The organism is Neorhizobium phenanthreniclasticum (assembly GCF_040066075.1).
GTDB lineage: Bacteria > Pseudomonadota > Alphaproteobacteria > Rhizobiales > Rhizobiaceae > Neorhizobium > Neorhizobium petrolearium.
Genome location: NZ_JBEAAL010000002.1, coordinates 115927 through 142130, shown reverse-complemented (window position 1 = coordinate 142130; position 26204 = coordinate 115927). Strand labels below are relative to the sequence as shown.

Annotated in this window: 22 protein-coding genes; 6 read left to right on the top strand and 16 right to left on the bottom strand. The window is 59.6% G+C overall.

The genetic code is table 11. The features are described from left to right. Nucleotides 1-55 precede the first annotated feature (55 nt). Nucleotides 56-610 (bottom strand): Pycsar system effector family protein, encoded by a 555-nt coding sequence (locus ABK249_RS04805; RefSeq protein WP_037149290.1) that lies wholly within the window; start codon nt 608-610, stop codon nt 56-58. A 113-nt stretch (nt 611-723) separates the two neighbouring features. Here ABK249_RS04805 and ABK249_RS04800 point away from each other — a divergent pair, with 113 nt between their 5' ends. Together ABK249_RS04800 and ABK249_RS04795 are read left to right on the top strand one after the other, a co-directional pair. After that, complete coding sequence (locus ABK249_RS04800; protein ID WP_348862353.1) at nt 724-4347, top strand: FecR domain-containing protein; 3624 nt, start codon at nt 724-726, stop codon at nt 4345-4347. Then, on the top strand, nt 4347-6314 hold the full coding sequence (locus ABK249_RS04795) for an adenylate/guanylate cyclase domain-containing protein (protein WP_348862352.1): 1968 nt from the start codon (nt 4347-4349) through the stop codon (nt 6312-6314). The genes ABK249_RS04800 and ABK249_RS04795 overlap by 1 nt, the downstream gene beginning before the upstream one ends. Before the next feature lie 244 nt (nt 6315-6558). On the opposite strand, the gene ABK249_RS04790 is transcribed toward ABK249_RS04795, so the two are convergent. The 9 genes from ABK249_RS04790 to ABK249_RS04750 all read right to left on the bottom strand — a co-directional run bounded on the left by ABK249_RS04790 (nt 6559) and on the right by ABK249_RS04750 (nt 16884). Beyond that, entirely contained in the window at nt 6559-7263 is a 705-nt protein-coding gene (locus tag ABK249_RS04790) for a Crp/Fnr family transcriptional regulator (protein ID WP_152601090.1), read from the bottom strand. A gap of 163 nt (nt 7264-7426) precedes the next feature. After that, nucleotides 7427-10762 (bottom strand): efflux RND transporter permease subunit, encoded by a 3336-nt coding sequence (locus ABK249_RS04785; RefSeq protein ID WP_348862351.1) that lies wholly within the window; start codon nt 10760-10762, stop codon nt 7427-7429. A gap of 21 nt (nt 10763-10783) precedes the next feature. Then, nucleotides 10784-11977 carry an efflux RND transporter periplasmic adaptor subunit gene (locus ABK249_RS04780; protein WP_348862350.1) on the bottom strand — a complete coding sequence of 398 codons (1194 nt, stop codon included), beginning with the start codon at nt 11975-11977 and terminating at the stop codon, nt 10784-10786. A gap of 293 nt (nt 11978-12270) precedes the next feature. Continuing rightward, nucleotides 12271-13242, bottom strand: coding sequence for an ABC transporter substrate-binding protein (locus ABK249_RS04775; RefSeq protein WP_037149297.1), 972 nt, complete (start codon nt 13240-13242; stop codon nt 12271-12273). 54 nt (nt 13243-13296) lie between these two features. Next, nucleotides 13297-14424 (bottom strand): ABC transporter permease, encoded by a 1128-nt coding sequence (locus tag ABK249_RS04770; protein WP_348862349.1) that lies wholly within the window; start codon nt 14422-14424, stop codon nt 13297-13299. Next, entirely contained in the window at nt 14421-15308 is an 888-nt protein-coding gene (locus ABK249_RS04765) for an ABC transporter permease (protein WP_348862348.1), read from the bottom strand. The genes ABK249_RS04770 and ABK249_RS04765 overlap by 4 nt, the downstream gene beginning before the upstream one ends. Further along, the gene (locus ABK249_RS04760) at nt 15308-15643 is read right to left on the bottom strand and encodes a hypothetical protein (RefSeq protein ID WP_348862347.1); all 336 of its coding nucleotides are present in this window, start codon (nt 15641-15643) and stop codon (nt 15308-15310) included. The genes ABK249_RS04765 and ABK249_RS04760 overlap by 1 nt, the downstream gene beginning before the upstream one ends. A 3-nt stretch (nt 15644-15646) precedes the next feature. After that, entirely contained in the window at nt 15647-16438 is a 792-nt protein-coding gene (locus ABK249_RS04755; RefSeq protein ID WP_348862346.1) for an ABC transporter ATP-binding protein, read from the bottom strand. Continuing rightward, the gene (locus tag ABK249_RS04750) at nt 16435-16884 is read right to left on the bottom strand and encodes a hypothetical protein (RefSeq protein ID WP_348862344.1); all 450 of its coding nucleotides are present in this window, start codon (nt 16882-16884) and stop codon (nt 16435-16437) included. The genes ABK249_RS04755 and ABK249_RS04750 overlap by 4 nt, the downstream gene beginning before the upstream one ends. On the opposite strand from ABK249_RS04750, the gene ABK249_RS04745 reads away from it, so the two are divergent. Further along, nucleotides 16872-17291 (top strand): cupin domain-containing protein, encoded by a 420-nt coding sequence (locus ABK249_RS04745; RefSeq protein WP_348862343.1) that lies wholly within the window; start codon nt 16872-16874, stop codon nt 17289-17291. The genes ABK249_RS04750 and ABK249_RS04745 overlap by 13 nt on opposite strands. Before the next feature lie 88 nt (nt 17292-17379). On the opposite strand, the gene hydA is transcribed toward ABK249_RS04745, so the two are convergent. The 3 genes from hydA to ABK249_RS04730 are packed head-to-tail and all read right to left on the bottom strand — an operon-like array spanning nt 17380 to nt 20399. Next, nucleotides 17380-18834 (bottom strand): dihydropyrimidinase, encoded by a 1455-nt coding sequence (hydA, locus tag ABK249_RS04740; protein WP_227703646.1) that lies wholly within the window; start codon nt 18832-18834, stop codon nt 17380-17382. Beyond that, nucleotides 18831-19109 (bottom strand): hypothetical protein, encoded by a 279-nt coding sequence (locus tag ABK249_RS04735; protein WP_037149313.1) that lies wholly within the window; start codon nt 19107-19109, stop codon nt 18831-18833. The genes hydA and ABK249_RS04735 overlap by 4 nt, the downstream gene beginning before the upstream one ends. 36 nt (nt 19110-19145) lie before the next feature. Beyond that, nucleotides 19146-20399: a Zn-dependent hydrolase gene (locus ABK249_RS04730; protein ID WP_227703645.1), complete on the bottom strand. Its 1254-nt coding sequence runs from the start codon at nt 20397-20399 to the stop codon at nt 19146-19148. 249 nt (nt 20400-20648) lie between these two features. Between ABK249_RS04730 and ABK249_RS04725 the strand changes: the two genes are divergently transcribed. Then, complete coding sequence (locus ABK249_RS04725; RefSeq protein WP_037149318.1) at nt 20649-21293, top strand: TetR family transcriptional regulator C-terminal domain-containing protein; 645 nt, start codon at nt 20649-20651, stop codon at nt 21291-21293. A 79-nt stretch (nt 21294-21372) separates the two neighbouring features. Here the strand turns inward: ABK249_RS04725 and ABK249_RS04720 are convergent, their stop codons facing one another. Then, on the bottom strand, nt 21373-22407 hold the full coding sequence (locus ABK249_RS04720; protein WP_037149322.1) for a glutamine synthetase beta-grasp domain-containing protein: 1035 nt from the start codon (nt 22405-22407) through the stop codon (nt 21373-21375). Nucleotides 22408-22855: 448 nt separating this feature from the next. On the opposite strand from ABK249_RS04720, the gene ABK249_RS04715 reads away from it, so the two are divergent. Further along, complete coding sequence (locus ABK249_RS04715) at nt 22856-23056, top strand: DUF2735 domain-containing protein (RefSeq protein WP_037149325.1); 201 nt, start codon at nt 22856-22858, stop codon at nt 23054-23056. A gap of 62 nt (nt 23057-23118) precedes the next feature. Here ABK249_RS04715 and ABK249_RS04710 read toward each other — a convergent pair whose 3' ends face one another. After that, nucleotides 23119-24159 carry a YeiH family protein gene (locus ABK249_RS04710; protein ID WP_037149327.1) on the bottom strand — a complete coding sequence of 347 codons (1041 nt, stop codon included), beginning with the start codon at nt 24157-24159 and terminating at the stop codon, nt 23119-23121. Nucleotides 24160-24268: 109 nt separating this feature from the next. Between ABK249_RS04710 and ABK249_RS04705 the strand changes: the two genes are divergently transcribed. Further along, nucleotides 24269-25180 (top strand): LysR family transcriptional regulator, encoded by a 912-nt coding sequence (locus tag ABK249_RS04705; protein WP_227703644.1) that lies wholly within the window; start codon nt 24269-24271, stop codon nt 25178-25180. Nucleotides 25181-25356: 176 nt separating this feature from the next. On the opposite strand, the gene ABK249_RS04695 is transcribed toward ABK249_RS04705, so the two are convergent. After that, complete coding sequence (locus tag ABK249_RS04695; protein ID WP_227703643.1) at nt 25357-26091, bottom strand: IclR family transcriptional regulator; 735 nt, start codon at nt 26089-26091, stop codon at nt 25357-25359. Nucleotides 26092-26204: the final 113 nt, after the last annotated feature.

Sequence of the window (26204 nt, the reverse complement as noted above, 5' to 3'; positions counted from 1 at the left end):
GCGTCCATTGCAGAGGGACAGTCGGCTCCCGGCATCGATCCTTCGGGTTGCATGGCTATGTTTGGTTCTGGGCCAAGAGCAGAAGCAGGACATAAGCGACAACCGTGACCATAAGTCCGCGGAAAGCGTAGGACACAAGTTTATATTTCTGGGTCGCGATCAGCGAGAGAACATCCGCATTGTCCAGATATTCCTTGAAGAGGTAGCCGATATCGCCGTGCTCGGCAGCCTGCTCGAAGACTGGCCGATGCTGAGTCCACGTGCCCCAGAACAGCGTTGTCGATTTTTTTGCCTTGCGCGGCAATACAACCATTATCGCCGACAGTATTGACCAAACAGACGCCAACGCCAGAGCTCCAGAAAAAGTTATCTCTATCCAGCTTCCCTGGGAATAGCGTGACCAGTTAAAAACGTTTCTTCCTTCCGTGGAGGAAACAAGGAAGGCAAGCATGAACGTAAAAATGTAAGCTGCCTTCTGGTCCGAGATTTTTATTTGGTCGTAATAGACATCGTTTATCTTGCGTACGTGATTAAAATATTCCTCGGTGACCTCACCGGACGCCATCGGCATTTCCAGCAACTCGGTAGGTGCGCCTTCAAAGTCACTCACTCATTTTCCCTCCGCATATCAACTGTTTCCCTGTTAATACACTCTGGCAGGAAAGCAATCCTCTTGCCGGCCTGCTTCTTGACACTTGCGGAGTTTACACGCAGTGGTGAGGCATGTTGGGGGTTCTCTGTCGATTTTATCTCGTAGCCATGTCGGCGTCCGTGCTTGCCGGCGGATTGGTGTCGCCTGCGGTGGCGGACCCTGTTCCGCGTTCAGGCCCGGCTGCGGGGGCCGTCATTGCACGCAAGGCGGGGGAAGAAGTCCGCTTCATCGATGTTTCGAACTGGCGGTTCGTGGACCTCAGGCAAGACCTGCTCACCGGCGACGTATTGCGCACGAATGCCACAGGTCAATTGGCAATTTTATTTTCCGACAGGACCCAGATTCGCCTTGGCCGCAATTCCGCGCTTGTCGTGAAACAGGTTACATCCGGCACCAGTGCCGACACCGTACTTCAACTGCAGTCCGGCACCATCTGGGCTCGCGCCGAGCGCGGCGGGCCTGGCGTGCAGGTCGAGACGCCCGCGGCCGCGGCGGCGATCCGCGGCACGGACTGGACGATGACCGTCAGTGGAAGCCAGACCTCTCTTACGGTTCTGGAAGGCGTCGTTCAGTTCAGCAATCCGCAGGGCAGTGTAGAGGTCAGGCAGGGTGAGGGGGCGGTCGCCTCGATCGGCCAGGCCCCACGCAAGGTGGTCATCGTCGAATCAGACGACCGCGAGCAGATGCTCTTCTATCTGCCGCCACGCGAGGCTTTCGAGCGCATGCCGCCATCGGTGCAACCCGTTGCGGACATGCGCCGGCATGCTGATCGTATCACCGCGATGCCGCCGGAACAGCGCAGCACCGAGGATTGGGTGTCGCTTGCAGAAGCGCAGCTTTCGCTGGAGGGGCGGGTAAGGACCAAAGAGACGCTCGCCGTGCTCCAAGGTCGGCAGCTCTCCGCAGCGCAGCGGGCGCGTGTTACCCTTATCGAGGCCATACTCGCGGCGAGCGAGACCCGATATGCTGATGCCGCACGGCTGTTCGCCAAGGCTGAACGAGGGCTCGATTCCAAACGGCGTGGTATCGCGCTTTATGGCGGCTATTACGCTCGCTCGCTTGCTGATCCGAATCGGGTCGAGCCGTTGCCGCCTCAGGTAGGAGGACCGGACGGTGCCTTCCTGCGCGCTTACGCGGTCGGTTTCCTCCAGGACCTCAGGGCCGCGATCAAGGTTCTGGCGGATGCCGAGAAACAGTACCCCGACGATCCGGAGCTTCCCGCCTATCGCGCATGGCTGGCGTTGCTATTGAATGATCGGCAGCAGGCGCAAGACGCGATGAAAACGGCGCTTGCAATCGATCCTCAGGAGCCGACCGCCCTTGAGGTGCGTTCCCATTACAAGGCCGGAATAGAGGGCGACATCGATGGTGCGCTCGCCGATGCTGAAGCCGCCGTCAGGGTCACCCCGGGGAGCAGCTCGACCTGGAACGAGATCGGAAACCTGCAGTCGGAGCGCAGCGCCGGTCGTGAAGCGGAGGCTGCCTACAGAAAGGCGATCGAACTCGATCCGGAAGATCCAGTGGCGCGGGCCAATCTGGCCTTCTTCTATCTGGACCTTAATCGCGTCGAGGACGCGAAGCGGGAAATCGATCTGGCGCTGGAACGCGATCCGACGCTCAGCGTAGCGTTGATTGCCCGTGGCCGCTACTTCATGCAGACCGGCGATATGGACAGGGCGCTTGAGGATCTGCTGGCCGGTACGGTTTCCGATCCGGCCTATGCCGAAGGTCAGGCATTGCTGGCTGCGGCCCTTTATCAGAAGGGAGATCGGGTCGCCGCCGAACAGGCGGCCGACAATGCGGATCGGCTGGATGACAACAGCCCCGGAATTTCGGCCCTTCGCACGTCGGTCGCCATCGATAGTTACGATTCCGAAGGCGCCATCCGCAACGCGCAGGAATATGTGAAGCGTGCCAGGGCCCGCGGCGGACAATACAGTTCGCTTGGCGCCAACCAGCAGGCCGGCTCGGCCTTGAACTATGCGTTCCGCTTTCAGGGGCTGAATGCCTGGGGCGAATATTACAGCGATGCCGTGTTCGATCCGTTCTCGGGCGTCTCCTATATCGACCAGGGCATTCGCGGTAGCGCCAACCCTTTCGCAAACGGCTATCTCTACGGCGTCGACATCATCAACAATAGCCCCAATGGTCAGGGCTTCTCGTCAATTCTGCAGGGATTGCTGCTCGAGCCCACTCTGATTTCGTCACGCACCCGCGGTATCGATCTGCTTCCCCAGCCATTCCTGGAAGCTTCGATCGGTGGCGGCATTACGAGTACGGGCGGAGACCTGGGCTATGTCGCCGAAGGGGAAGTTCAAGGCTACAGCAATCTTCCCTTCCCGATCAGTTTCTATGCCAATCTGGAATGGCAAACGCTGCCGGACAGCCGCGATATCAGCGGACTGACAGATCTCGATATCGACAACAAGGTTTTGGGTGGCAACGTATATCTGACTGCCAGCCCGACGCCTTACGACCGGTTCGTTCTGTATTTCAATCAGGCGCACGCCGATTTCAGCCGGGATTCTCAGACTATCTTAGTCCCCGGTTTTGCTTTCGTGGACGATATCGATGCTACTACCACGATTACCAATGGCGGAATCGGCTGGAGTCATACATTCAGCTACGAGAACATTCTCAATGCGGCCGTGCTTTTCAACGAGCAGAAGAGCAAAAGCGACCTTTCCCAAGGGTTTGTCATCGGTGGGGTCCCCATCGTCGGTACGGTGACTAACGAACTCCATACACAGACTTACATTGCAGCAATCAATCACAGTATTGGAATGGAAAAATTTGCCCTTCGATATGGTATAGAGGGGGGCTGGATCGACGCGTTTCAATCTCTAGAAGGCTCAGACAGAAACGGTGTCGGCCGCATCTATGCCGATCTGCTTCACGACATAACGGCCGACCTCAAGGCCGAGTATGCGTTGTTCGGCTCGCTGATCTCGGATGACACAGCCGACACGGTGAGGCTCGATCCGCGCGTCGGTATCGCCTGGTCGCCGTTCGAAGGGCAATGGTTGCGTGCCGGATTTATCCGCAACAGCGTCGATCTGAGCACACCGACCTTGTCGCCAGTCGGTATCGTCGGCCTCCAGCAGAACGAAATTTCATTCGATCCGGGTGGTTCGCTGGATACCTACGCTTTTCGCTGGGATGCGGAATGGACAACAGATTTCTTCACGGCGTTGGAATATCAACACCAGGACGTCCACGACGCCAGCATCATCCTTCCTCTGCAGGCCGATACCTTTGATACGGGCCGCGGAAGCATCGACCGGACCAGCTTGACCGCAAATCTTCTGCTCGGGCACGGCTTTGGATTATCCTCCACGGTGGCCTATTCGGATACGGACGACAAAAGCAGCGCGCCAACTGCCGGAGGGCAGCTGCCTTTCGTTCCCGAATGGGCGGGACAGGTGGCACTCACCTGGGTCAACGAAGCCAACGTCAAGGCCACAATTGCAGCGAATTACATCGGTGAGCGTGTCGACGAGGACGGTCTTGATCTCGGCGACTATTGGACGCTGGATGCCAGCCTGACCTGGGAGCCGTTCGACAAGCGTTTCGAACTGGAATTGGCGGCGTATAATCTTCTGGACGAGGATTTTACGCTCGATCACGACGATTTCGGCAATCCGATCACCGGTTGGGGCCGGTCCTTCAAGGGTTCACTCAAAGTGCGGTTCTGATGGCTACTCGCGGCCTCCCACTGTCGGCAACGCGGTTCTTTTCATCCCGCCGCGTGCAGGTCGCCACACTTGCAGCCTTCATCTTCGCGGCCGTCACCCTGATCACCCGGCTGCCGGGCTGGCCGCTCATCGACGACCGCGCCTTCGACTATCTCTCGACCATCGGCGCTGAACCGCTTCCCGAAAACGGGCCGATCATCGTTGCGATCGATGAGCCGTCCCTGGCCGAAATCAATGTGCAGTGGCCTTGGCCGCGCAGCCTGCATGCGCGGTTGATCTCGGCGCTGCGCGCCGCGGGCGCGAGAGTGATCGGGCTCGACATCATCTTTTCGGAGCCTTCGACTTCATCTGAAGACGAGGCGCTTGCCCAGTCTCTCGGCCCGGATGTGGTGCTTGCGGGCGATGAGACGCTGGTGACATCCGATCAGGCCGATCAGTTTATTCGGGTCATGCCTCTTCAGATGTTCTCGGACAGGCTGGCACTTGTCGGTATCGCCTCGGTCAATCTTCACCGCGACGGCGTGCTGCGTGCGATGCCCGCCCACGACGACAGCTTTGCCGCGATGATTGCGACCGCTGCCGGCATCGAGACCGAGTTGCCGGAACCAGGCGGCCTGATCCAGACTTTCGGGGGAGCGAGGACCTATCCGACCGTTTCCTATTATCAGGCGCTCGATCCGGAAAATTTCCTGCCGCCTGGAATTTTCAAGAACCGTATGGTCATCGTTGGCCTGAGCCTCCAGAACGCGCCTTCGATCGACAAAGGCGGCGCCGATGCCTTCCCGACTTCCTATACCGTGCATACGGGCAAATTGGTCGCCGGTGCCGAGGTCCAGGCAACGATACTCGATAACCTGCGAATGAGGAGCTGGATAGCGGAGGCCAGCGGAACCATGAAGCAGCTTCTGCTGCTCGCTGCAGTGATTGTCGCCGCTGTATTTGTTTCAAAGGGCACCGGCTGGCGCACCATTATCGTTGGAGCGGCCGCGATGGTGCTGCTGTTTACCGGCAGCTACCTGACCTTGCGCTTCGGCCGTGTCTTTGCTTCGCCGATGGCGCCTTCGCTGGCCTTCATCGGCGTCGCGGCCGCGCAGGCAACGCTCGATTATGCCGAAGAGCGAAAGAACCGTCGCCAGATCACGCGCGCGTTTTCTCAATACCTTGCGCCGGCCCTGGTGGAGCAACTCGCCCGTGATCCCTCCAGGCTGAGGCTTGGCGGTGAAAGACGCCAACTTTCCATTCTCTTCTGCGATGTGCGCGGCTTCACGACAATCTCGGAATTGCTGAAGGACGATCCCGAACAGCTCACAATGCTGATCAACCGCCTGCTGACACCGCTTTCGGACATCGTGCTCTCCTATGGGGGAACGATCGACAAATATATCGGTGACTGTCTCATGGCCTTCTGGAACGCGCCGCTGGATGATCCCGACCATGCAGTCCATTCCGTCTCGGCTGCCCTCGACATGCTCGTCTCGATGGAGATGCTCAACAGTGATCTGCGAAGGGAGGCTGAAGCCGCCGGCCGGACATATTATCCGCTCAGGATCGGCATCGGCATAAATACCGGCGAATGCGTCGTCGGAAATATGGGGTCGAGCAGCCGTTTCGATTATTCAGCGCTCGGCGATGCCGTCAATCTCGCTGCAAGACTTGAGGGTGCTTCAAAGGCCTATGGTGTGCCGCTTCTGGTCGGCGAGGCGACTGCCCATGCCGTGCAGGAGCATTTCGTCGTGTTCGAACTGGACCGGATCGGCGTCAAGGGCAAGTCCGAACAGTCGGTGGTTTTCACAGTCCTCGGAGAAGAGTGCAGACAAAGTCTGCCCATGCACCGCGATTTCCTGCAGGCGAAATATGGCGGGGACACCGCGACAAAGAAGGCACTCGCGCCGATGCTGATCGAACAGGTGCCAAGGCTGACGACATATTATACCGACTCTATCGCAAAATCCGAAATTGACCCCTGATGCGGTAATCAGGTTTCAATCAATATGAACCGGGGGGCGTGGAGTGCTGCGCTTCACCTGCGGACATAGGGTTATGGCAAACGATATCAAATGCTCGCTCAAGTGGATTGAGCCTGTTTTCCTTCGCGAGGAGGGTATGGCGGCATACGCGCCGGGCTGATCAGCGTTGCGTGTCGGAGGGTTGTCTCTTCTTCGCCACCTTCAGATCCTAGAACCCCGTGCCGCATCAATGCCGAGGTGGCCGCTAGACCTCGCGCAGGGCCTGCACGTCGACGACCTGAATCACCCGGCCGCGTACTGTGACGCCGGTTTTGCGGAGCGCCGAGAACGCACGCGAAAGGGCCTCCGGTGCGAGACCAAGCATCCCCGCGAGCAAGCTCTTCTGGAAAGGCAGGCGGATGGAAGCCGGGCCGCCGTCGACCGGACACCGCGCCAGAATATAGTTCGCAACCCGTTGCGGCGCCGTATACAGCCTGTCGTTGGCGACGCAATCCATGGTCGAGAGAAGATGCCGGGACAAGGACGTCATCACGGCTTTGGAGATATCCTTCTCCTGCTCGGCCAATTCCCGAACCGCCTGCAGATCGAATCTGGCGAGCGTTACTGCTTCGGCGGCCTGGGCGTTGTAACGGAATTGGTTACCGCCATAGATCAGGCATTCGGCAAATGTATCACCAGGACCGCAGATGCGGATATCCGCTTCACGGCCTTCGCGATTAAGCCGGTAAAGCCGCACATAACCGCTTAGAACACAGTAGAGAGCATCAGCATTTTCCCCCTCCCGGAAAACCGACTTCCGCGCCGAAAGGCTCACCACGGTCATATTTGCAAACATCCGAATGAGGGAATTGCCGCTTAACCCGGCCAGGAAAGGTGTCTTCATCAGCACAGCCCGATCCCGATTGGTGAGCTTCAGGTTGCTGTTCATCATCTCCGTCGTCGCTTCCATCGCTTGAGCCGTTGCGCATTCCCGATGTCACGGAAAGTAACAGGTTTATGAACGCTCCGTTTGACGCCGATCAAATTCCGAGAATTTTCTGCAATTTTTGCGCGCCCAAGAAAAACGCCGGACCCAAGGGCCCGGCGTTACTTAAAATGCCGTTGAACGATGCTTATTCTGCAGCCATCGGCGGCAGACGGAGCACCTTTGTACCCGTCTGGGCGCCGGAAGAACGATCGTCGTTGGCGCTGGTCTGCCGTTCGATCTGGTTGAGGCGCTCTTCCAGCGAAGCGATCGACTCGGCGCTCTTGCGGGCTTCCCTGCTGAGCTCTTCCTTGGAGAGGTCGATCTCTTCCTCTTCCTTCCTGCCGACGAGCCGTCCGAAAATCCTGCCAAGCAGGTGAGAAAGATCGTCCATGATCAGGAAGAAGGATGGCACGACCACGAGCGAGAGCACCGTCGAAACGATGATGCCGCCGATCACCGCGATCGCCATGGGAGCGCGGAACGAGCCGCCTTCACCGACGCCGAGCGCGGAGGGCAGCATCCCCGCCGACATGGCGATCGAAGTCATGATGATTGGGCGGGCACGCTTGCGGCCTGCCTCCACCATGGCGTGAACCCGTTCCAGGCCGTGGCGCTTCATTTCGATCGCGAAGTCCACGAGCAGGATGGCGTTCTTGGTCACGATGCCCATCAGCATCAGGATGCCGATGAGAACCGGCATGGAGAGCGCATTCTGGGTGACGATCAGCCCCACCGCGACACCGCCGATCGCAAGCGGCAGCGAGAACAGGATGGTGAAGGGCTGGATCACGTCCTTGAAGAGCAGGATCAGCACCACCAGCACCAGCATCAGGCCAAGCAGCATGGCATTGCCGAAGCTCTGGGTCATCTCGGCCTGGATCTTGGCGTCACCGCTTTCGGCAAGCCGTACGCTCGGGGGGAGTTCGGTCTCGTCGACGATCCTTTTGAACTCGGCTGTCGCCGTGTCGAGCGCGGTGCCGAACGGTACGTCGGAACCGATCGACACGACACGGTTGCGGTCGTTGCGCTTGATCGAGCTTGGACCTTCCGCGTAGTCGATGTCGGCGACGCTATAGAGCGGCACGCTTGCACCGGAAGCCGTTTTGATCTTGAGCGCGCGGATCGCGGCAAGGTCGCGGCGGACGTCAAGCGAGGCTTGCACCCGGATCGGGATCTGCCGGTCGTCGAGAGATATCTTGGCAAGGTTGGCGTCGATATCGCCGATCGTTGCGACGCGCACGGTCTCGGAAATCTGCTGCGGTGTAATGCCGAGCCGTGAGGCCTGGTCCATGCGCGGACGGATCTGCAGTTCCGGTCGGGGCAGGGCGCCTTCCGAAGAGATGTTGGCGAGGATGGGCGAAGCGCGCAGCTTCGATTCCAGCAGGCTGACGGCCTCGTTCAGATCCTCTTCGCTCTTGGAGAGGAAGTTGAACGAAAGATCGCGTTCGGCACGGTCGTTGACCTTCGAGATACGGACATCCGCAATCGACTGGACGGCAGCGAATATGTCCTTCTCGACATCCCATTGCGGGCGGGTACGGCCATTCTCCTTTATCTTCGGCAGGTAGTCGCCAACCAGGGGAATGGATCCGAGACCCTTGTTGACCAGGGTCTTCACCAGCGAATGGTCGATGTTCTGGAGGATAACGCGCACCGTCGCGCGACGCAGTTCGAGATCGCCTTTGGGAGAAGCGCCGCCGAGAATGAAAATGCTCTCCACGCCGTCAATGTGGCGTATGGCGTCGTAGACCTTGTCCGTTGCGGCAGCGGTTTCATCGAGGGTTGCATTCGGCGGCAGCTCGACCGAGAGCACCACGCGCGAAGAGTCGTCCGGCGGCATGAAGCTACCGGGAACCTGCGCGAGAAGCGCCATTGAGCCAACCAGGAAGGCGATCGCGGCGAGGAGTGTCGTATACCGCCAATACCATTTGCGGGTCGTGCCGGTAACGAGCCTGGTATAGGCTTTCATCAGACGGCTATCGTTGTCGTGATGGTCTTCCATGGCGTCTTCGGCGCGCATCAGATAAGCGGCCATCAACGGCGTGATGAGGCGTGCCACCATCAGCGAGAAGAAAACGGAAAAGGCGACCGTCAGGCCGAACTGGATGAAATACTGACCCGGAATGCCGGGCATGAACGAGACCGGCACGAAGACCGCAATGATCGTGAAGCTCGTCGCGATGACCGCAAGCCCGATCTCGTCTGCCGCTTCGAGCGCCGCCCGATAAGGAGTCTTGCCCATCTTGATATGCCGGGCAATGTTCTCGATCTCGACGATCGCGTCGTCGACAAGGATACCGGTGGCCAACGTCAGGGCCAGGAAGCTCACGAGGTTCAGCGAGAACCCCATAATGTCCATGATCCAGAATGTCGGGATCGCGGAGAGAGGAAGGGCGACGGCCGCAATCAGCGTCGCGCGCCAGTTCCTCAGGAACAGGAAGACCACGATGACGGCGAGGAGCGAACCTTCCATCAGGGTATGAAGGGCAGCCTCATAGTTGCCATAGGTAAAATAGACCGAGTCATCGACCATTTCGATCGAAACGTCCGGATTGGCCTTGCGCACCTCGTCAAGGCTCGTCGCGACCGTTTCCGCGACCGAGACTTCGCTGGCCCCCTTGGCGCGGAAGACCGCGAAAGTGACGGACGGCGTACCGTTGAAGCGCGAGAAGGACTTCGGTTCTTCATAGGTGTCGGCAATGGTTCCGAGTTCCGAGAGTTTCACGAAACGGCCGTTCGGAAGCGTGATCGTCGTGTCGGCGAGCTGCGCTACATTGCGGGCGTCGCCGAGCGTACGGATCGTTTGCTCGTTGTTGGCCACCTGCCCGCGGCCGGAACCCAGATCGACGTTCGTGCCGCGAAGCTGTTGGTTGACGTCCGCCGCCGTTATGCCGTAGGCGTCGAGTTTGGCGGAGTTCAGCGACACCCGGATTTCCCGGTCCGCGCCGCCATAACGATCAATGCGGCCGACGCCTGGCTGGCCCTGCAGCGAGCGCTTCACCGTGTCGTCAACGAACCAGGAAAGCTCTTCGAGCGTCATGTTCGGGGAGGAGACGGCGAAGGTCTGGATCGCCTGGCCTTCGACATCCACCTTCGTGACGACGGGCTCTTCGATCCCAGCAGGAAGATCGCTGCGGATCTTGTCGATTGCGTCCTTGGTATCCTGAACGGCCTCATCGGTCGGCTTTTCGATGCGGAAAACCACAACCGTCTGGGACTGGCCGTCAGTCACCGTCGACTGAATCTCGTCGATGCCGCTGATCGAGGCGACAGCGTCCTCGATCTCCTTCGTCACCTGCATTTCAAGCTCGGCGGGCGAAGCGCCGCTCTGGGTCACGGTGATCGATACGACCGCAACGTCGATATTCGGGAAGCGGGTGATCGGCAGGGCATAGAAGGACTGGATGCCGACAAAAAGCAAAAGCGCGAAGCCAAGCAGCGGCGCGATCGGATTTCGGATCGACCAGGCGGAGAAGTTCATGTGGCTTACCTCGTTCTGGTCTCAGTTGGAAATGGTGTCGGGCTCGGCCGGAACCGGAGCGATCTTGTCGCCATCGCGGACAAACGCGCCGGCTTTTGCCACAACCAAGTCACCGGCTTCGAGGCCGCTGACGACCTCGACGAAACCACCGTCCTGGATGCCGGTTTCGATCTTCACCTGCTTGACCACGTTATCCTCAACCTTGCGGGCGGTAGAGCCGTTTCGGTCGGTGGTGACGGCGGAAAGAGGGAGTGCCAGCGCGCTTGTTTCAGTGACGATGATATCGGCGCTGGCATACATGCCGGCGCGCGCGCCGCTTTCGTCGTCGACGACGATATGTACGGAGCCGAGCCGCGTGGTGGCATCGACCGTTGGTGAAACGAGGCGCACCCTGCCTTCGATCTTCGTCCTGCCTCCGGCAATCGTCACGACCGCTTTCTGGCCGACCTCGATCTTTTGGATATCGGTCTCGGAGAGGTCGGCAACAAGTTCGATCGCACCGTCCTTGATGATCGTAAAGAGCGGATTGCCGGTCCCGCTGGCGATCGCGCCTACCTTGGCATTGCGCAGGGAAATCACGCCGGCGACGGGTGTCTTCACGCCTGTACGGGCAAGTTTCAGGTCGACGTCGTCAATCTGGGCGTCGACCACCTTGATGTCGGATTCCCCAACCGCGACCGCCTGTTTGGCGGCATTCAACTGCGCCTGGCGTACCTCGACGAGGGCTTCCGCCTGTTCGAGTTGGGAAACCGTGCTCGTACCGCTCTGGCTCAGCCGCTTCGTACGGTCGCGCTGACGCGTGGCGTCATCAAGATTGGCCTGCGCTTCAATCACCTGCGCCTTGTATTGCGCAAGGGCAGCCTCGGTCTTCGCCCTGTTGGCTTCAAGCTGGCTTTTCTCCAGGAGGAGCGCGTCGTCATTCAGCGCTGCAAGAACGCTGTCGGCCTTCACTTCGTCGCCGACATCTGCATTGAGCGTCTTGATCGACAGGCCCTCGACCAGCGGCTGTACATAAACCTCTTCAACGGGCTTGATCGTGCCGGTCGCGATTACTCGATCCACGAGCGGCTTGGTCACAGCCTCGGTGACGACGATAGATGGCAGTTTCGGCTCGGCGGGGGCCGGGGGAGTAACCTCCTGCGATAAAGCGGAACTCGCGGCAAGCGAGAGGAGGAGAGCCGTAATACCGGCAGACTTCGGGAACTTGCGAAACATGCGACTACGTCCGACCTAATATCAGGGGCAAGTATCTCGCTGGGAACCTCTCCGGTCTCGTCGCGTCCCCCCGCACGCGATGACCCCGGATCAAGGTGGGAACCGCACAAAACGGTTACAAGACCGGCAGCGAAAGATTCCATCCGGGCAGAACTTTTACGTGTTTGCGCCGCACAAATCAATCCGCACCCGTTATGGGAGAGATGACTTTTGGTTATATTTTGTATCAAAATATTTCAGAGAACGCGTAGAAAGAAGCCGCGCGTTCTCAATTGGTGAACGGCAGACGTTTTTTATTTCAATGCCGCGTCAGTGATCTCGGTCGTGTACGCACCTTCAGGTTGCTTGGTGATGATCTTCTGATCGAGGAGGGCCTTGACGGTACGCTCGTAGAGTTCCGGCTTCAGCACGCCCGATCCGTCGCCGATCAGCTTAGCGACTTCACCCATCATACGCTTCTGGTGGTTCTCGTCCTGTCCGCCATTGTCCATGACGATCTCCGCGGCTTCGTCCGGGTTGTCGATGGCGTATTTCCAGCCCTTCATGGAGGCGCGGACGAATTTGACCATGCTTTCCTTGAAGGCGGGATCCTTCAGCTTGTCTTCCCTGGCATAGAGGCCGTCCTCGAGCAGGTCGTTGCCCATTTCAGTATAGTTGAAGACAACCAGGTCTTCCGGCTTGAAACCGGCGTCGATCGCCTGCCAGTATTCGTTATAGGTCATGACCGAAATGCAATCGGCCTGCTTCTGGACGAGCGGCTGCACGTCGAAGCTCTGCTTCAGCACTGTTACACCGTCCTTGCCGCCATCGGTCTTGAGGCCAAGCTTGTTCATCCAGGCGAAGAACGGATATTCGTTGCCGAAGAACCAGACGCCGAGGGTCCGGCCCTTGAAATCGGCCTCGTTCTTCACCGGACCGTCTTTGGGGCAGATCATTTCGAGGCCCGATTTCTGGAAGGGCTGGGCGATGTTGACGAGGGGCACGCCCTTTTCGCGAGCGACGAGCGCGCCTCCCATCCAGTCGACGATGACGTCGGCGCCGCCGCCGGCGATCACCTGCTCAGGCGCGATGTCAGGCCCACCGGGCTTGATCGTCACGTCGAGGCCTTCTTCCTCGTAGAAGCCTTTGTCCTTGGCGACGTAATAGCCGCCAAATTGACCCTGTGCCACCCATTTGAGCTGCAGCGTGACCTTGTCGGCGGCCATCGCCTGGGCGCTCGCGAGCGAGAACGCGCCCGCCATCAATGTCATCATAATCTTCTTCATTGTCGTTTCCCTCTGTCGTACCGGCCCCATTTGCTGGGGTCCGGATTTCAGCGCCTAACCCCCACGGTTAGACGGATGCCAGAACGTCGTCGCCCTTTCCGCAAGCGCCACGACACCATAAAAAACCGAACCGACCACCGCCGCAACAGCGATTTCGGCCCAGACCATATCGACATTCATGCGGCCGATTTCAGTCGAGATGCGAAAACCCATGCCGACGATGGGCGTGCCGAAGAATTCCGCCACGATCGCGCCGATCAGTGCCAGCGTCGAGTTGATCTTCAGCGCGTTGAAGATGAACGGCATGGCGGCCGGAAGGCGGAGTTTCATCAGCGTCTGCCAATAATCCGATGCATAGGAGCGCATCAGATCCTGCTCCATGGCTCCTGCGGCGCCAAGGCCTGCCACCGTGTTCACCAACATCGGAAAGAAGGTCATGATGATCACGACCGCTGCCTTGGACTGCCAGTCGAAACCGAACCACATCACCATGATTGGTGCAACGCCGATGATCGGCAAGGCCGAAACCATGTTGCCGATCGGCAGAAGTCCGCGCCGCAGAAAGGCTATGCGATCCGCGAGGATCGCGACGATGAAGCCGGATGCGCAGCCGACGATGTAGCCGAAGAGCACAGCCTTGAAGATCGTTTGCTGCACGTCCGCCCACAACGTCGCGACCGATCCGGCGATGCGCGCGCCGATCGCCGATGGCGGCGGCAGGAGGATGAAGGGAATGCCTGCGCCGCGTGTGATCGCCTCCCAGAGGATCAGGATCCAGGCACCGAAGATCGCCGGTATGAGGAGCCGCAGGAAGGTATCGCCGCCCTTCGATTTCGGATGCATATCGGAGAGCACCGCGATGCAGCGCCAGGCGAGGAGCCAACATGCGGCAATCAAAAGGAAGAAGGCCATAGTCGCCTTGCCCTCGTAGCCCGCAAGTCCGCTGATCAGGAACCAGGTCGCCAGATGGGGCCCGACAAACAAAATTGCGGCCAGAAGGGGTGCGGGGAGCCTGCTGAAAGAAAGCAGCGCGGTGCCGATCGTGAGTGCGAAGATCAGGGCTAAGGTGCCACTGCTGAAATGCGAAGGTGTATCCGTCTTCAGCAGCGGCAGAGAAGCGAGGGCTGCAAGACAGAGGAGAAAGGCAAGTGCGCCCTGCCAGGAGCGGAAGATCGCGTTCATGCCGGCCTCCCGCCCATCGCGTGGTCAACGATCTTCGCTATCACTCCAACAAAGGTGACCAGAATGGCCGCCAGTACCGAACCGGCGATCAGCGCCGCCCAGATGTCGATCGTCTGGCTGTAATAGGAACCTGCCAAGAGTTTTGAGCCGATGCCGGCGACCGCGCCGGTCGGCAATTCGCCGACGATCGCGCCAACCAGGCTTGCCGCGATCGCTACTTTCATCGACGTGAACAGGAACGGGATCGACGCCGGCACGCGCAGCTTCCAGAAGGTCTGCGCCGCGCTGGCATGATAGGTGCGCATCAGGTCGAGCTGGATGAGTTCCGGCGAGCGCAGGCCTTTCACCATGCCGACCGCAACGGGAAAGAATGAAAGATAGGTCGAGATCAGCGCTTTCGGGATCAATCCGGTGACGTTCACCGCCGCCAGCACGACGATGACCATAGGCGCGATTGCCAGGATCGGCACGGTCTGCGAGGCGATGATCCAGGGCATGAGACTGCGCTCGAGTGCCTTCACATGCACGATGCCGACGGCGATCAGGATGCCGAGCAGGGTGCCGAGCGTGAAGCCGACGGCGGTCGACGAAAGCGTGACCCAGCTATGATAGACGAGGCTGCGGTTCGAGGTGACGCGGCGCAGAAAGGTATTCTCGAAGACGTTGCTCGCCACTTGATGCGGTGCCGGCAGGACCGGCTTCGGCTGAGAGAGCGTCCTTTCGATGAAATCCATGGGGGTCGACGTGACATTGCCGCGCCGGTCGAGATCGCGCTGAAAGGGTGCGTTCATGAAGACCGCTGCGGCATACCACACCGCAACGATGATAAAAAGGATCGTGACGACCGGCAGGATGCGGTGATGGAGGAGCCTTTCCTGCTGCATCAGCTTTTGGCCTCCAGTGGAAAAAGCATCAGCACCATGGCGACGACGCCGAGCCCGACGCCGGCAAGCTGGGTTGTGCTTAGGCGCTCGCCGAAGATCGCGAAAGAAATAACGTTGATGAGCAGGAGTTGGGCAATGGCCGAAGCGGAAATCGCCAGTCCCAGCCCTGCCTCGCGCATCAGCCGCACCATCATCAGGTTGCCGATGCAATAAAGCCCGAGCGACAGGAGAAGCACGAGGATATTGCTGTTGGTGACATAGGCACGTGAGGCAGTCGCGGCGGACAGGAACGCCACCATGGCGCCCGTGAGCCAGAGAAGGAAGACGGAGTTCATACCTCACTCCTCATAGCTGTGTCCCGCTCTCAGGCCCTCACGCACGCGGTGGGCGATTTCGAGGAATTCCGGTGTCTCGCGGATATCGAGCGGGCGCTCCCTTGGCAGCGTCGACTCGATGATGTCCGTCACTCGGCCCGGGCGGGGCGACATGACGACGATCCTGGTCGAGAGATAGACCGCTTCCGGAATGGAATGCGTCACGAAACAGATGGTTTTTTCCGTCCGGGACCAGAGCTTCAGAAGCTGTTCGTTCAGATGGTCGCGAACGATCTCGTCGAGCGCGCCGAACGGCTCGTCCATGAGCAGCAGATCGGCATCGAAGGCGAGGGCGCGGGCGATCGAGGCGCGCTGCTGCATGCCGCCCGAAAGCTGCCATGGATATTTCTTGCCGAAGCCCGACAGGTTGACGAGATCGAGGGTGCGTTCGATACGCTGAGCGCGCTCCGCTGCCGAGTGGCCCATGATCTCCAGCGGCAGCGCGATGTTCTTGTCGATCGTCCGCCAGGGATAGAGCGCCGGTGCCTGGAAGACGTAGCCGTAGGAGCGAGACTTGCGCGCTTCTTCCGGTGTCATGCCGTTAACGGAGATTTCGCCCGTCGTGTTCTTCTCCAGGTCGGCAATCACGCGCAGGAAAGTGGTCTTGCCGCAGCCGGACGGGCCGATGAAGGAGACGAAATCACCTTTCCGGACCTCCAGATCGACATTCGAGAGGGCATGTACCGGACCGTCACTGGTCTCGAAAGTCAGGCCAAGCTTTCGTGCCGAGACGACGGAAGAAGGGTGTTCGTTCATCGGCATTTTGTAAAAGGCCCCCATTCAAGTCCATCTGCGAAGCGCACAGTATAGACATCGCCATTGCGAAGGATATCGATCACCGACTCATGCCTCTGCTCTTCCCCTTCTTCATCACAGACCGCCTCCGTCCTGAAGCCGCCGACAATCGGCTTGGCCATTCCTTTGAATTCACAGTGGGAGAGGGCGGTGGTCACGCTTTCGTCGGTGAGGGTCGCGAATAACTCTTCCCATTCGTTGGTGCGTGCAAAGCGGCAGCCGCCTTCGTCGCCATAAACACCGTCGATAACAGATATCTGTGCATCGGCATTTGAACCTGTCGTCAGAAAAAGCAAAGCGAGCGCAAACGCCGTTTTTCGCTTTCCTTCGCCCTTGATCGGGGACCGGATATGATATGTTGAAGCCTTGTCCCCGCCAAATGAGGATCGACGCAATGGACCGCGCATCAAAACCCACCTGCCGTGTCGTGAAGCCCGATGCCACCTATGACGGAAAGCAGGGCTTGAGTTATTTCCAAGGGATCGCCACGGAGACTGTGGGTTCGAAAGGCATCTGCATGCATCTGCTGACCATCCCGCCGGGTGTGAAGGCGAAAGCCCATCTGCACGAATCCCACGAGACGGCGATCTACATGCTCTCCGGCTCGGCGCACACCTGGTATGGCGACCGGCTGGAGAACCATGTCGTGCTGCATGCCGGCGAGCTTATGTACATTCCGGCGGGCGTGCCGCATCTGCCGGCCAACCTTTCGAGCACGCCGTGCACCGCGGTGATCGCCCGCACCGATCCGAACGAACAGGAAAGCGTCGTCCTGCTGCCGGAATTGGACGGGGTGGTGGAAATTCCGGCCTGACGTTTTACAATCACGCTCGCTGAGGAGGCGGAAATGTCCGCTGGAGCAAAGTGGGGCAGTCTGGATATGTCCCCGCATCGCCCTCACATCACACTCCGCTTGCCGGGATGCCGGTGCGTTCCACCTTGCGCGGCGCGGTGATCTCCTTCCAGGTGGACAGCGCCTTGTTGACCGCCTGGAACGGTTCGCGCTTGACGAACTGGCCGTGGCCTTCGCGGGTCTTGATCGCCCCTTCCTCAATGGTCACGACCCCGCGGGACAGCGTATAGCGCGGCAGGCCGGTGACCTCCTTGCCCTCGAAGACGTTGTAGTCGATCGCTGATTGCTGGTTCTTCGCCGAGATCGTCTTGGAACGCTTCGGGTCCCAGACGACGATGTCCGCGTCGGCGCCGACGAGGATCCCCCCTTTTTTCGGGTAGATATTGAGGATTTTTGCGATATTGGTTGAAGTCACCGCGACGAACTCGTTCATGGTGATGCGGCCGGTCGCCACCCCGTAGGTCCAGAGCATCGGCATGCGATCCTCAAGCCCGCCGGTGCCGTTCGGGATCTTTCTGAAATCGCCGACACCATACCGCTTCTGGTCGGTCGTGAAGGCGCAGTGGTCGGTCGCGACCACCTGCAGCGAACCGGACGAGAGCCCCGCCCAGAGACTGTCCTGATGCTGTTTGTTGCGGAAGGGCGGGCTCATGACCCGGCGAGCGGCGTGGTCCCAGTCCTTGTTGAAATATTCGCTCTCGTCGAGCGTCAGGTGCTGGATCAGCGGTTCGCCATAGACGCGCATGCCGTTCTGGCGGGCACGGCGGATCGCCTCATGCGCCTGTTCGCAGGAGGTGTGGACCACATAAAGCGGCACGCCCGCCATGTCGGCGATGATGATCGCGCGGTTCGTCGCTTCGCCTTCTACGGAGGCCGGCCGGGAATAGGCGTGCCCCTCCGGGCCATCGTTCCCTTCGTCCATCAGCTTCTGTTGCATGGCGGCGACGACATCCCCGTTTTCCGCATGCACGAGGGGCAGGGCGCCGAGCTCGGCGCAGCGGCTGAAGGAGGCGAACATCTCGTCGTCGTTCACCATCAGCGCGCCCTTGTAGGCCATGAAGTGCTTGAAGGTGTTGATGCCGTGGTTGAGGACGACCGCCTTCATCTCGTTAAAAACCTGTTCGCCCCACCAGGTCACCGACATGTGGAAGGAATAGTCGCAGTTCGCCCGGGTCGCCTTGTTGTCCCAGCGTTTCAAGGCATCGAGCAGCGACTGGCCGGGCTCCGGCAGGCAGAAGTCGACCACCATGGTCGTGCCTCCGGCAAGCGCGGCGCGGGTACCGCTTTCGAAGTCGTCGGACGAATAGGTACCCATGAAGGGCATTTCGAGATGGACATGCGGATCGATACCACCCGGCATCACGTAACAGCCTGCAGCATCCAGCACTTCGTCGCCGGTAAGATCCGGGCCGATCTCGACGATCCTGCCGCCCTCGATCTTGACGTCCGCCTTGTAGGTCAGGTCGGCGGTGACGATGGTTCCACCCTTGATGACTGTGGTCATTCTCCAAACTCCGTGTTGCTGCGTGGCGCGTCGGCCAGTTGCTGGTCGAGCGATTGGCGGTAGCGAATACAGCCGCGCATGAATTGCGGCCAGTCGGGCACGATCTGTTTGCCGGTCGGAGGTTCGGGCAGCAGCGCCCACATGTCCGGATGGTGCCAACAGAGCTCGTGCATCGAACTGTCGCGGTGTTTGCGGATCGCCTGGCGCATCGCTCGTGCGGTTGCAAGCAGCGCGGCGTGATCCATCTTCTCCAGGTCTGCATCTGGATCGCTCATCGGTGCCGCCCTCCTGGTAGCTGGTCACTATCGAGCCTACTCCACAATCCCCGCGGTCTCCAGCACGGCATGGAAGAGCACGTCGGCGCCGGCGGCTGCCCATTCCTTGGAGATGTCCTCCGCCTCGTTGTGTGAAAGCCCACCGACGCAGGGGCACATGATCATCGTGGCCGGCGCTACCTTGGCCGCCCAGCAGGCGTCGTGCCCTGCGCCGGAAATGATGTCGCGATGGCTGTAACCGAGCTTTTCCGCGGCATTTCGCACGCGGCCGACGAGCGTCGGATCGAAGGTCACCGGATCGAAATGACCGACCGCCTCGACCGAACAGCCGACACCGAGCTTTTCGCAGATCTTCGCCGCCTCGGCCTCGATTTTCGCCCGCATGCGGTCCAGCTTTTCCTGGCTCGGCGTGCGTATGTCGACGGTGAAGGTGACTTTGCCGGGCAGGACGTTGCGGGAATTCGGCGAGAAGAAGACCTGGCCGACGCCGCCGACGGCGCCCGGCTGCTCGCTCATCGCCACCTCCTGCACCATTTCGAGGATGCGCGACATGGCAAGCCCGGCATTGACGCGCATGTTCATCGGCGTCGAGCCGGTATGCGCCTCCTTGCCGGTCAGCGTGAATTCCAGCCACCAGAGGCCTTGACAATGGGTGACGACGCCGATCTGCTTGTTCTCAGCTTCAAGAATCGGTCCCTGTTCGATGTGGTATTCGAAATAGGCGTGCATCTTACGGGCGCCGACCTCCTCATCGCCGATCCAGCCGATGCGCTTCAACTCGTCGCCGAAAGTCTTGCCGTCCGGATCCTTGCGGCCATAGGCATAATCGAGCGTATGCACGCCGGCAAAGACACCCGAAGCGAGCATGGCCGGCGCGAACCGTGCGCCTTCCTCGTTCGTCCAGTTGGTGACGACGATCGGATGCCTGGTCCTGATCCCCAGGTCGTTCATCGTGCGCACGACTTCGAGCCCGCCGAGCACACCGAGTACGCCGTCATACTTGCCGCCGGTTGGCTGGGTATCAAGGTGGGAGCCAATATAGACGGGAAGGGCGTCGGGATCGGTGCCGGCGCGGGTCGCGAACATGGTGCCCATCCGGTCGATGCCGAGGGTGAGCCCGGCATCCTCGCACCATGTCTTGAAGAGGCTGCGACCTTCCTTATCCGCGTCCGTCAGGGTCTGACGATTGTTGCCACCGGCAACGCCCGGGCCAATCTTCGCCATCTCCATCAGAGAATCCCACAGGCGATCGCCATTGATGCGCAAGTTCTCGCCGGGTGCTGCCACCATTTTTCTGTCCTCACCTGTTTGTGCCCCGCCGGTCGTCGGCGGCATGCTTTTCGTTCCCTTCGGTCCTCCAACCGCTTCTGGCAGTTGAAGATCGGCATTGCTTTTTTGCTTGTCGCCGATAATTTGACCGATTGGTAAAACATTACAATTTCCGTGCCGTCACTCAAGCCGAAAATCACGAAAAATCCAGAGGAAATTCTGGGGCGGCGAAGCGGCACGGACAAAAGCAGAGAGGGGCGGGAAAATCGGATGACCATCCCACGGGCGGCGAAGACGCAAAGGCGCACACGTATTCAGGAAGAAAAGGAGGAGCGGATTCTTGAAGCGGCGCTCGATGTCTTTTCCTCAAGCGGATTCCGCGGCTCGACCATCGACCAGATCGCCGATGCGGCGGGCATGTCGAAGCCCAATCTCCTTTATTATTTCCGAACCAAGGAAGCGATCCATCGGGCGCTGATCGATCGGGTTCTATTCACCTGGTTGGAGCCGCTACGCGCCTTCAATTCCGAGGGCAATCCTGAGGCGGAGATTCGGTCCTATATCCGCCGCAAGCTCGAAATGGCCCGTGATTTCCCGCGCGAAAGCCGGCTTTTCGCCAACGAGATCCTGCAGGGCGCGCCACATATCGAGGACGAACTGAAGGGGCCGCTCAAAAAGCTTGTCGACGAGAAGGCGGAGGTCATCCGTGCCTGGGCACGGACCGGCAAGATCGCCAGATGCGATCCCTATCATCTGATCTTTTCGATCTGGGCGACGACGCAGCATTATGCAGACTTCGACGTGCAAGTCCGGGCCGTGCTCGGCCAGGAGTCCGCAGGCGAGGGGCGTTTTGAGGATGCGGCCCGCTTTCTGGAGCAACTCTACATGGACGGGCTCAGAATCAACAAAAGCTGAACGGAAGCCCGGCTCGATCACATAGAAGAAAGACGCCGGCGCTGAGGCCGGCGTCTTCACAGTCGGTAGTTTCACTTTATCAGGCGGCAGCGGCCTTGGAGATCGGAACTTCCGAGATCGTCTTCAGAACCTGGGAAGCGATCTGGTAGGGGTCGCCCTGGGAGTTGGGGCGGCGATCTTCGAGATAGCCCTTGTAGCCGTTGTTGATGAAGGAGTGCGGAACGCGGATCGACGCGCCGCGGTCGGCAACGCCGTAAGAGAACTTGTTCCACGGTGCCGTCTCGTGCTTGCCGGTCAGACGCATGTGGTTGTCCGGGCCATAGACGTCGATATGCGCCTGCAGATTCTTGTCGAACTGCGCCATCAGCGCTTCGAAATATTCCTTGCCGCCAACTTCGCGCATATACTTGGTCGAGAAGTTGCAATGCATGCCCGAGCCGTTCCAATCGGTATCGCCGAGCGGCTTGCAGTGGAATTCGACGTCGATTTCGTACTTTTCGCAGAGGCGGAGGAGCAGGTAGCGCGCCATCCAGATCTGGTCGGCGGCCTTTTTGGAGCCCTTGCCGAAAATCTGGAATTCCCACTGACCCTTGGCCACTTCGGCATTGATGCCTTCATGGTTGATGCCGGCTTCGAGGCAAAGCTCGAGATGCTCTTCAACGATCTGACGCGCGACGTTGCCAACGTTCTTGAAGCCGACGCCCGTGTAGTAGGGGCCCTGCGGAGCCGGGTAACCGTGTTCCGGGAAGCCCAGCGGACGGCCGTCCTTGTAGAAGAAGTATTCCTGTTCGAAACCGAACCAGGCACCTTCATCATCGAGGATCGTGGCGCGGCTGTTCGACGGATGCGGCGTGACGCCATCCGGCATCATGACTTCGCACATGACGAGAACGCCGTTCTTGCGGGCCGGGTCCGGATAGAGGGCGACGGGCTTCAGCACGCAGTCGGAACTGCGGCCTTCGGCCTGATTGGTCGACGAACCGTCAAAGCCCCACAGCGGAAGCTGCTCCAGCGACGGAAAAGTGTCGAATTCCTTGATCTGCGTTTTGCCGCGCAGGTTTGGTACCGGTGTGTACCCATCGAGCCAGATGTACTCGAGCTTGTACTTTGTCATTTTTTTGTCTCTCAGGCCGTGATGTTCATGGTTGAGCCATCCTGAGGTTGCGACGTCCGAGTGAGCCGCGCCTCCGGGATAACGGGATGAACGCATTTCCCGTGCCAGTTTGAGCCCTGGATCGCGCTTCTGCTTAAAAAAGTGTAAAGATGTCTGTCGCGCAGGCGGTAAATGCGGGGAGACCGAAGCAATACGGAAAATGCATCATAGGAAATCACCGCTTTTGACGCTTCTGAGACGGCCGTTCGGAACCTCGGGCGTCGAGTCTGCGTTGCCTGCTCCTGATGCTCTGCGATGCGAGATTACTCGCGGGGAATTTTTGCATCTCATTTAGTGCCTAGCGTCACGGGTGCGTTTGATATAAAATAATGCAATAAGCACAAAAAATGTGCAAATTTGTGCTCTGTGTGCGTTAGATGCACGGCCTAGGAACGTAGGAGACGATAGGATGAAGACGAACATCCATCGTGAAACGGCGAAGATCTACCAGTTCCCGATCCGCCCCCGACAGCGGCCGGGCAACGGCAGGACAGTGCCGGGCGATGAAATCCATGAGGTCGCGGCAAACGTGTTGGATACTTGCTGGTATCATGACGAAGCTGTGCGCGACGACGAAACTCGCTCCAACGACCGTCCGAAGCCTTGTTGATCCGCCTGGAAGCGAAGACCGCGCCATTTCCGACGCAGCCCTGATTTCGCAAGTCCTCGTTCTTAGAACGCGAACAGTTTCAGCATCGCGTAACCGAATGCTGCGATGAAAAGCCATCCGAAGGCGCCGAGCGCGAGTGGTCGCCAACCTTCGGCCTTCAACTTGCGAATATCCGTGTGAAGGCCCATGGCGGCAAGCGCCATGGAGAGCAGGAAGTTGGTCAGCGTCACCAGCGTCTGGCTGGCGCCTGTGGGGATGGCGACCGCGCTGTTGACCAGCATCATTCCGATGAACCCCAGCACGAACCACGGCATGGGTGCCGAAGCCTTGGCCGGACCTTCCGCGCCCGAACGCATGGCGAATGCAAGCGTCATGATCAGCGGCGCCAGCATGACGACGCGGGCGAGCTTGGAGATCGTGCCGAACTGGCCGGCGACATCGCCTCCCTGGAACGCGGCGGCGACGACCTGCGCGACTTCATGGATCGTTGCGCCGGTCCAGAGCCCATAACCGCGTGCATCAAGGCCGAGCGGGCCAGCCAATAGCGGATATATGAGCATCGAGAGCGAACCGAACAGCGTTACGCAGGCGACGGCGTAAGCGACATGCTCCTGCTTGCCGCGCACAACCGTGTTGGCGGCGATGACCGCCGATGCGCCGCAGACCGAGGTGCCGGCAGCGATAAGATCGGTGAGTTCCTGCTCCACACCCATCGCCCTTCCGACGATGCGGATCGCGAGGAAGGTCGCAACCAGCGTCAAGGCCACCATCGCCAAGCCTGCTCCGCCCAGAGAAAGGATCTGGGCAAGCGTCACCTGCAAACCCAGCAACACAATGCCGAAGCGCAATATGCGTCTCAAAGAGAAGGCTATGCCTGGTTCAGCGGTCGCCGAAAGGGGCAGGGCGTTACGGATCAGCATGCCGATGAGGATGGACACGATAAGCGGGCTCAGCGCCATCCAACCGGTCAGATTGCGGATGACGATGGCCGTCGTGGCAATCGCGGCGGTGAGAAAGAGGCCAGGAAGAAGCTGTGTTGTGGGGGCGAGGCGGATCGTGGACAGAAGGGGACGATGTTCTGCGGACGTCGGTGTCGACTTCATGATTTTTCCAAGTATTTTCTATTTTGTCGAAAATCATTCTCCATCTTGCAAAATCACAAATCCAATTGATAAGTTTTCTGAAATTGTTCGATTTTAGCGATTGATGTCGATGACGCTTGAACAGCTCAGGATCTTTCTGGAAGTGGCGGCTCGCGAACATGTTACGCGGGCGGCCGAGGCATTGAACCTCACTCAATCAGCGGTAAGCGCGGCAATATCCGCCCTTGAGGCGCGGCACGCAGTGATCCTGTTCAACCGTGTCGGACGGCGGATCGAACTTACAGAGGCCGGCAGGCTCTTTGTGCCGGAGGCGCGCGATGTGCTTGAACGAGCGCGATCCGCCGAGCTTATGCTTGCCGATCTTGGCGGCTCGGCCTCCGGAACCCTGCGCATCCATGCGAGTCAGACTGTCGCGAGCTATTGGCTTCCGGCGCGGCTCGTGAGCTATCACGAGCGGTTTCCGAGGGTCGACGTGCGGCTCACTGTCGGCAATACCCAGAGTGCGGCGGATGCGGTGCTGACTGGCGCTGCGGAGCTGGCGGTTGTGGAGGGGCAGGTTTTTCTGGCCGGCCTCAAGCGCCGCAAGGTTGCTGAAGATCGGCTTGTTCTGGTGGTCGGCAGTCGCCACCCCTGGGCTGATGGGCGGAGGATCCATTCGGTCGATCTTCTGGAAACCAACTGGATCATGCGCGAGCAGGGGTCCGGCACGCGTGCGGCCTTCGAGGCACAGCTTGCCAATCTCGGCATCGAGCCGCTGTCGCTTTCAGTGGTCATGGAAATGCCGTCGAACGAGGCCGCGATGGCCGCCGTCGAAACCGGGCTTGCCGCCACGGTGCTTTCCAGCCGCGCGGCGGCGGTACATTCGCTTTCCGGTCGGCTGCACATCGCCGATTTCCCGATGCCGCTCCGCCAGTTCTCGGCGCTTTATCATGCGGAACGGCATGTCACCCGGGCAGTGCGGGCCATGCTTGACCTGTTGAGCGAGCCGGAAGCGGTCGTCGAACCCCCGTTTGTTCCATGAGGCGCGGCAATTTCCTCGCCAGCGTGTCAATCGCGAACCGAGCCTTCGGCAGCATGACAGCGAATTTCGGCCAGACGGCGTGCGCGTCGAAGGTCGCGGCAGGAACCGATTTCAGCACCTGTCGCAACCTTGCCGGCCGCCACGTCGTCGCGAACCTGCCAGCATGACGCGGCGGCCTACTTATGGCGAAGCAGATTGGTCTTCATGTTAGCCAAGAGGCGAGTTATCTTATCCTGCAGTTCAGGTGTTCCCATCACTGTAGGATAGGAAATTGCCACTCCGATAACCTCTCCGGTGCCTGGATCGCGGAAAGCCATACCTTCAGAAGAGACGCCATCGTAGGAATCGTTGGTGGAATGTGAGCGTCCGGTTTCATGAATGATCCGGATCCGGTCCAGCAATTCTGCATGGTTCTGCGGCGCTTGCGTCGTCACGAAGGGCAACCTGTCTGGAACGCGAAGCTTCCATTCCTCCTCGTTCAGCAGTGCCAGCATGGCGCGTCCGTTTGAGGTCGCATGTGGCCAAGCACGGTATCCGGGCGTCGAGGTGATCGCCAGCGGGCTTGAGCCGCGCACCATGCGCAGCACGACGAGCTGATATCCGTCAAATACGGTCACATAGGCCGTATGCCCGCCGATGGCGCAGACCTCCTGCAGCTCGGTATTCACTAGATCCAGGAAATTATGGTTCGAGCGACAGATCTGCCCAAGCTCGAAGAGGCGGACACCGGGCGTGTAGAGGCGCGTCACGGGATCGAAATCAAGAATTCCGTTTTCGCGCAGAACCTTCATCACGCGGGATGCCGTAGCCTTGGGGCAGTCGGTGCGGCGCGCCAGTTCCGCCTGCGACAGAGAAGGCTCGGCCAGCGAGAAGCAACCGAGAATGGAGATCGCATCTTCGAGAGAGCTCATGTTTCGTCCTATGCGCGTAAATCACCCTGCCATAGTTCCATTATTGGAACTTATTGTCAAATATGAAACTAGCGCTAGACTCCTTTGATCTTGCCGCCTATAAAGATGTCAAA

Excerpts from the sequence above, each read along its gene's own strand:
- ABK249_RS04800 (WP_348862353.1), top strand. The coding sequence starts at position 724 with ATGTTGGGGGTTCTCTGTCGATTTTATCTCGTAGCCATGTCGGCGTCC.
- ABK249_RS04795 (WP_348862352.1), top strand. The coding sequence starts at position 4,347 with ATGGCTACTCGCGGCCTCCCACTGTCGGCAACGCGGTTCTTTTCATCC.
- ABK249_RS04790 (WP_152601090.1), bottom strand. The coding sequence starts at position 7,263 with ATGGAAGCGACGACGGAGATGATGAACAGCAACCTGAAGCTCACCAAT.
- ABK249_RS04785 (WP_348862351.1), bottom strand. The coding sequence starts at position 10,762 with ATGAACTTCTCCGCCTGGTCGATCCGAAATCCGATCGCGCCGCTGCTT.
- ABK249_RS04780 (WP_348862350.1), bottom strand. The coding sequence starts at position 11,977 with ATGTTTCGCAAGTTCCCGAAGTCTGCCGGTATTACGGCTCTCCTCCTC.
- ABK249_RS04775 (WP_037149297.1), bottom strand. The coding sequence starts at position 13,242 with ATGAAGAAGATTATGATGACATTGATGGCGGGCGCGTTCTCGCTCGCG.
- ABK249_RS04770 (WP_348862349.1), bottom strand. The coding sequence starts at position 14,424 with ATGAACGCGATCTTCCGCTCCTGGCAGGGCGCACTTGCCTTTCTCCTC.
- ABK249_RS04765 (WP_348862348.1), bottom strand. The coding sequence starts at position 15,308 with ATGCAGCAGGAAAGGCTCCTCCATCACCGCATCCTGCCGGTCGTCACG.
- ABK249_RS04760 (WP_348862347.1), bottom strand. The coding sequence starts at position 15,643 with ATGAACTCCGTCTTCCTTCTCTGGCTCACGGGCGCCATGGTGGCGTTC.
- ABK249_RS04755 (WP_348862346.1), bottom strand. The coding sequence starts at position 16,438 with ATGAACGAACACCCTTCTTCCGTCGTCTCGGCACGAAAGCTTGGCCTG.
- ABK249_RS04745 (WP_348862343.1), top strand. The coding sequence starts at position 16,872 with ATGGACCGCGCATCAAAACCCACCTGCCGTGTCGTGAAGCCCGATGCC.
- ABK249_RS04750 (WP_348862344.1), bottom strand. The coding sequence starts at position 16,884 with ATGCGCGGTCCATTGCGTCGATCCTCATTTGGCGGGGACAAGGCTTCA.
- hydA (WP_227703646.1), bottom strand. The coding sequence starts at position 18,834 with ATGACCACAGTCATCAAGGGTGGAACCATCGTCACCGCCGACCTGACC.
- ABK249_RS04735 (WP_037149313.1), bottom strand. The coding sequence starts at position 19,109 with ATGAGCGATCCAGATGCAGACCTGGAGAAGATGGATCACGCCGCGCTG.
- ABK249_RS04730 (WP_227703645.1), bottom strand. The coding sequence starts at position 20,399 with ATGGTGGCAGCACCCGGCGAGAACTTGCGCATCAATGGCGATCGCCTG.
- ABK249_RS04725 (WP_037149318.1), top strand. The coding sequence starts at position 20,649 with ATGACCATCCCACGGGCGGCGAAGACGCAAAGGCGCACACGTATTCAG.
- ABK249_RS04720 (WP_037149322.1), bottom strand. The coding sequence starts at position 22,407 with ATGACAAAGTACAAGCTCGAGTACATCTGGCTCGATGGGTACACACCG.
- ABK249_RS04715 (WP_037149325.1), top strand. The coding sequence starts at position 22,856 with ATGAAGACGAACATCCATCGTGAAACGGCGAAGATCTACCAGTTCCCG.
- ABK249_RS04710 (WP_037149327.1), bottom strand. The coding sequence starts at position 24,159 with ATGAAGTCGACACCGACGTCCGCAGAACATCGTCCCCTTCTGTCCACG.
- ABK249_RS04705 (WP_227703644.1), top strand. The coding sequence starts at position 24,269 with ATGACGCTTGAACAGCTCAGGATCTTTCTGGAAGTGGCGGCTCGCGAA.
- ABK249_RS04695 (WP_227703643.1), bottom strand. The coding sequence starts at position 26,091 with ATGAGCTCTCTCGAAGATGCGATCTCCATTCTCGGTTGCTTCTCGCTG.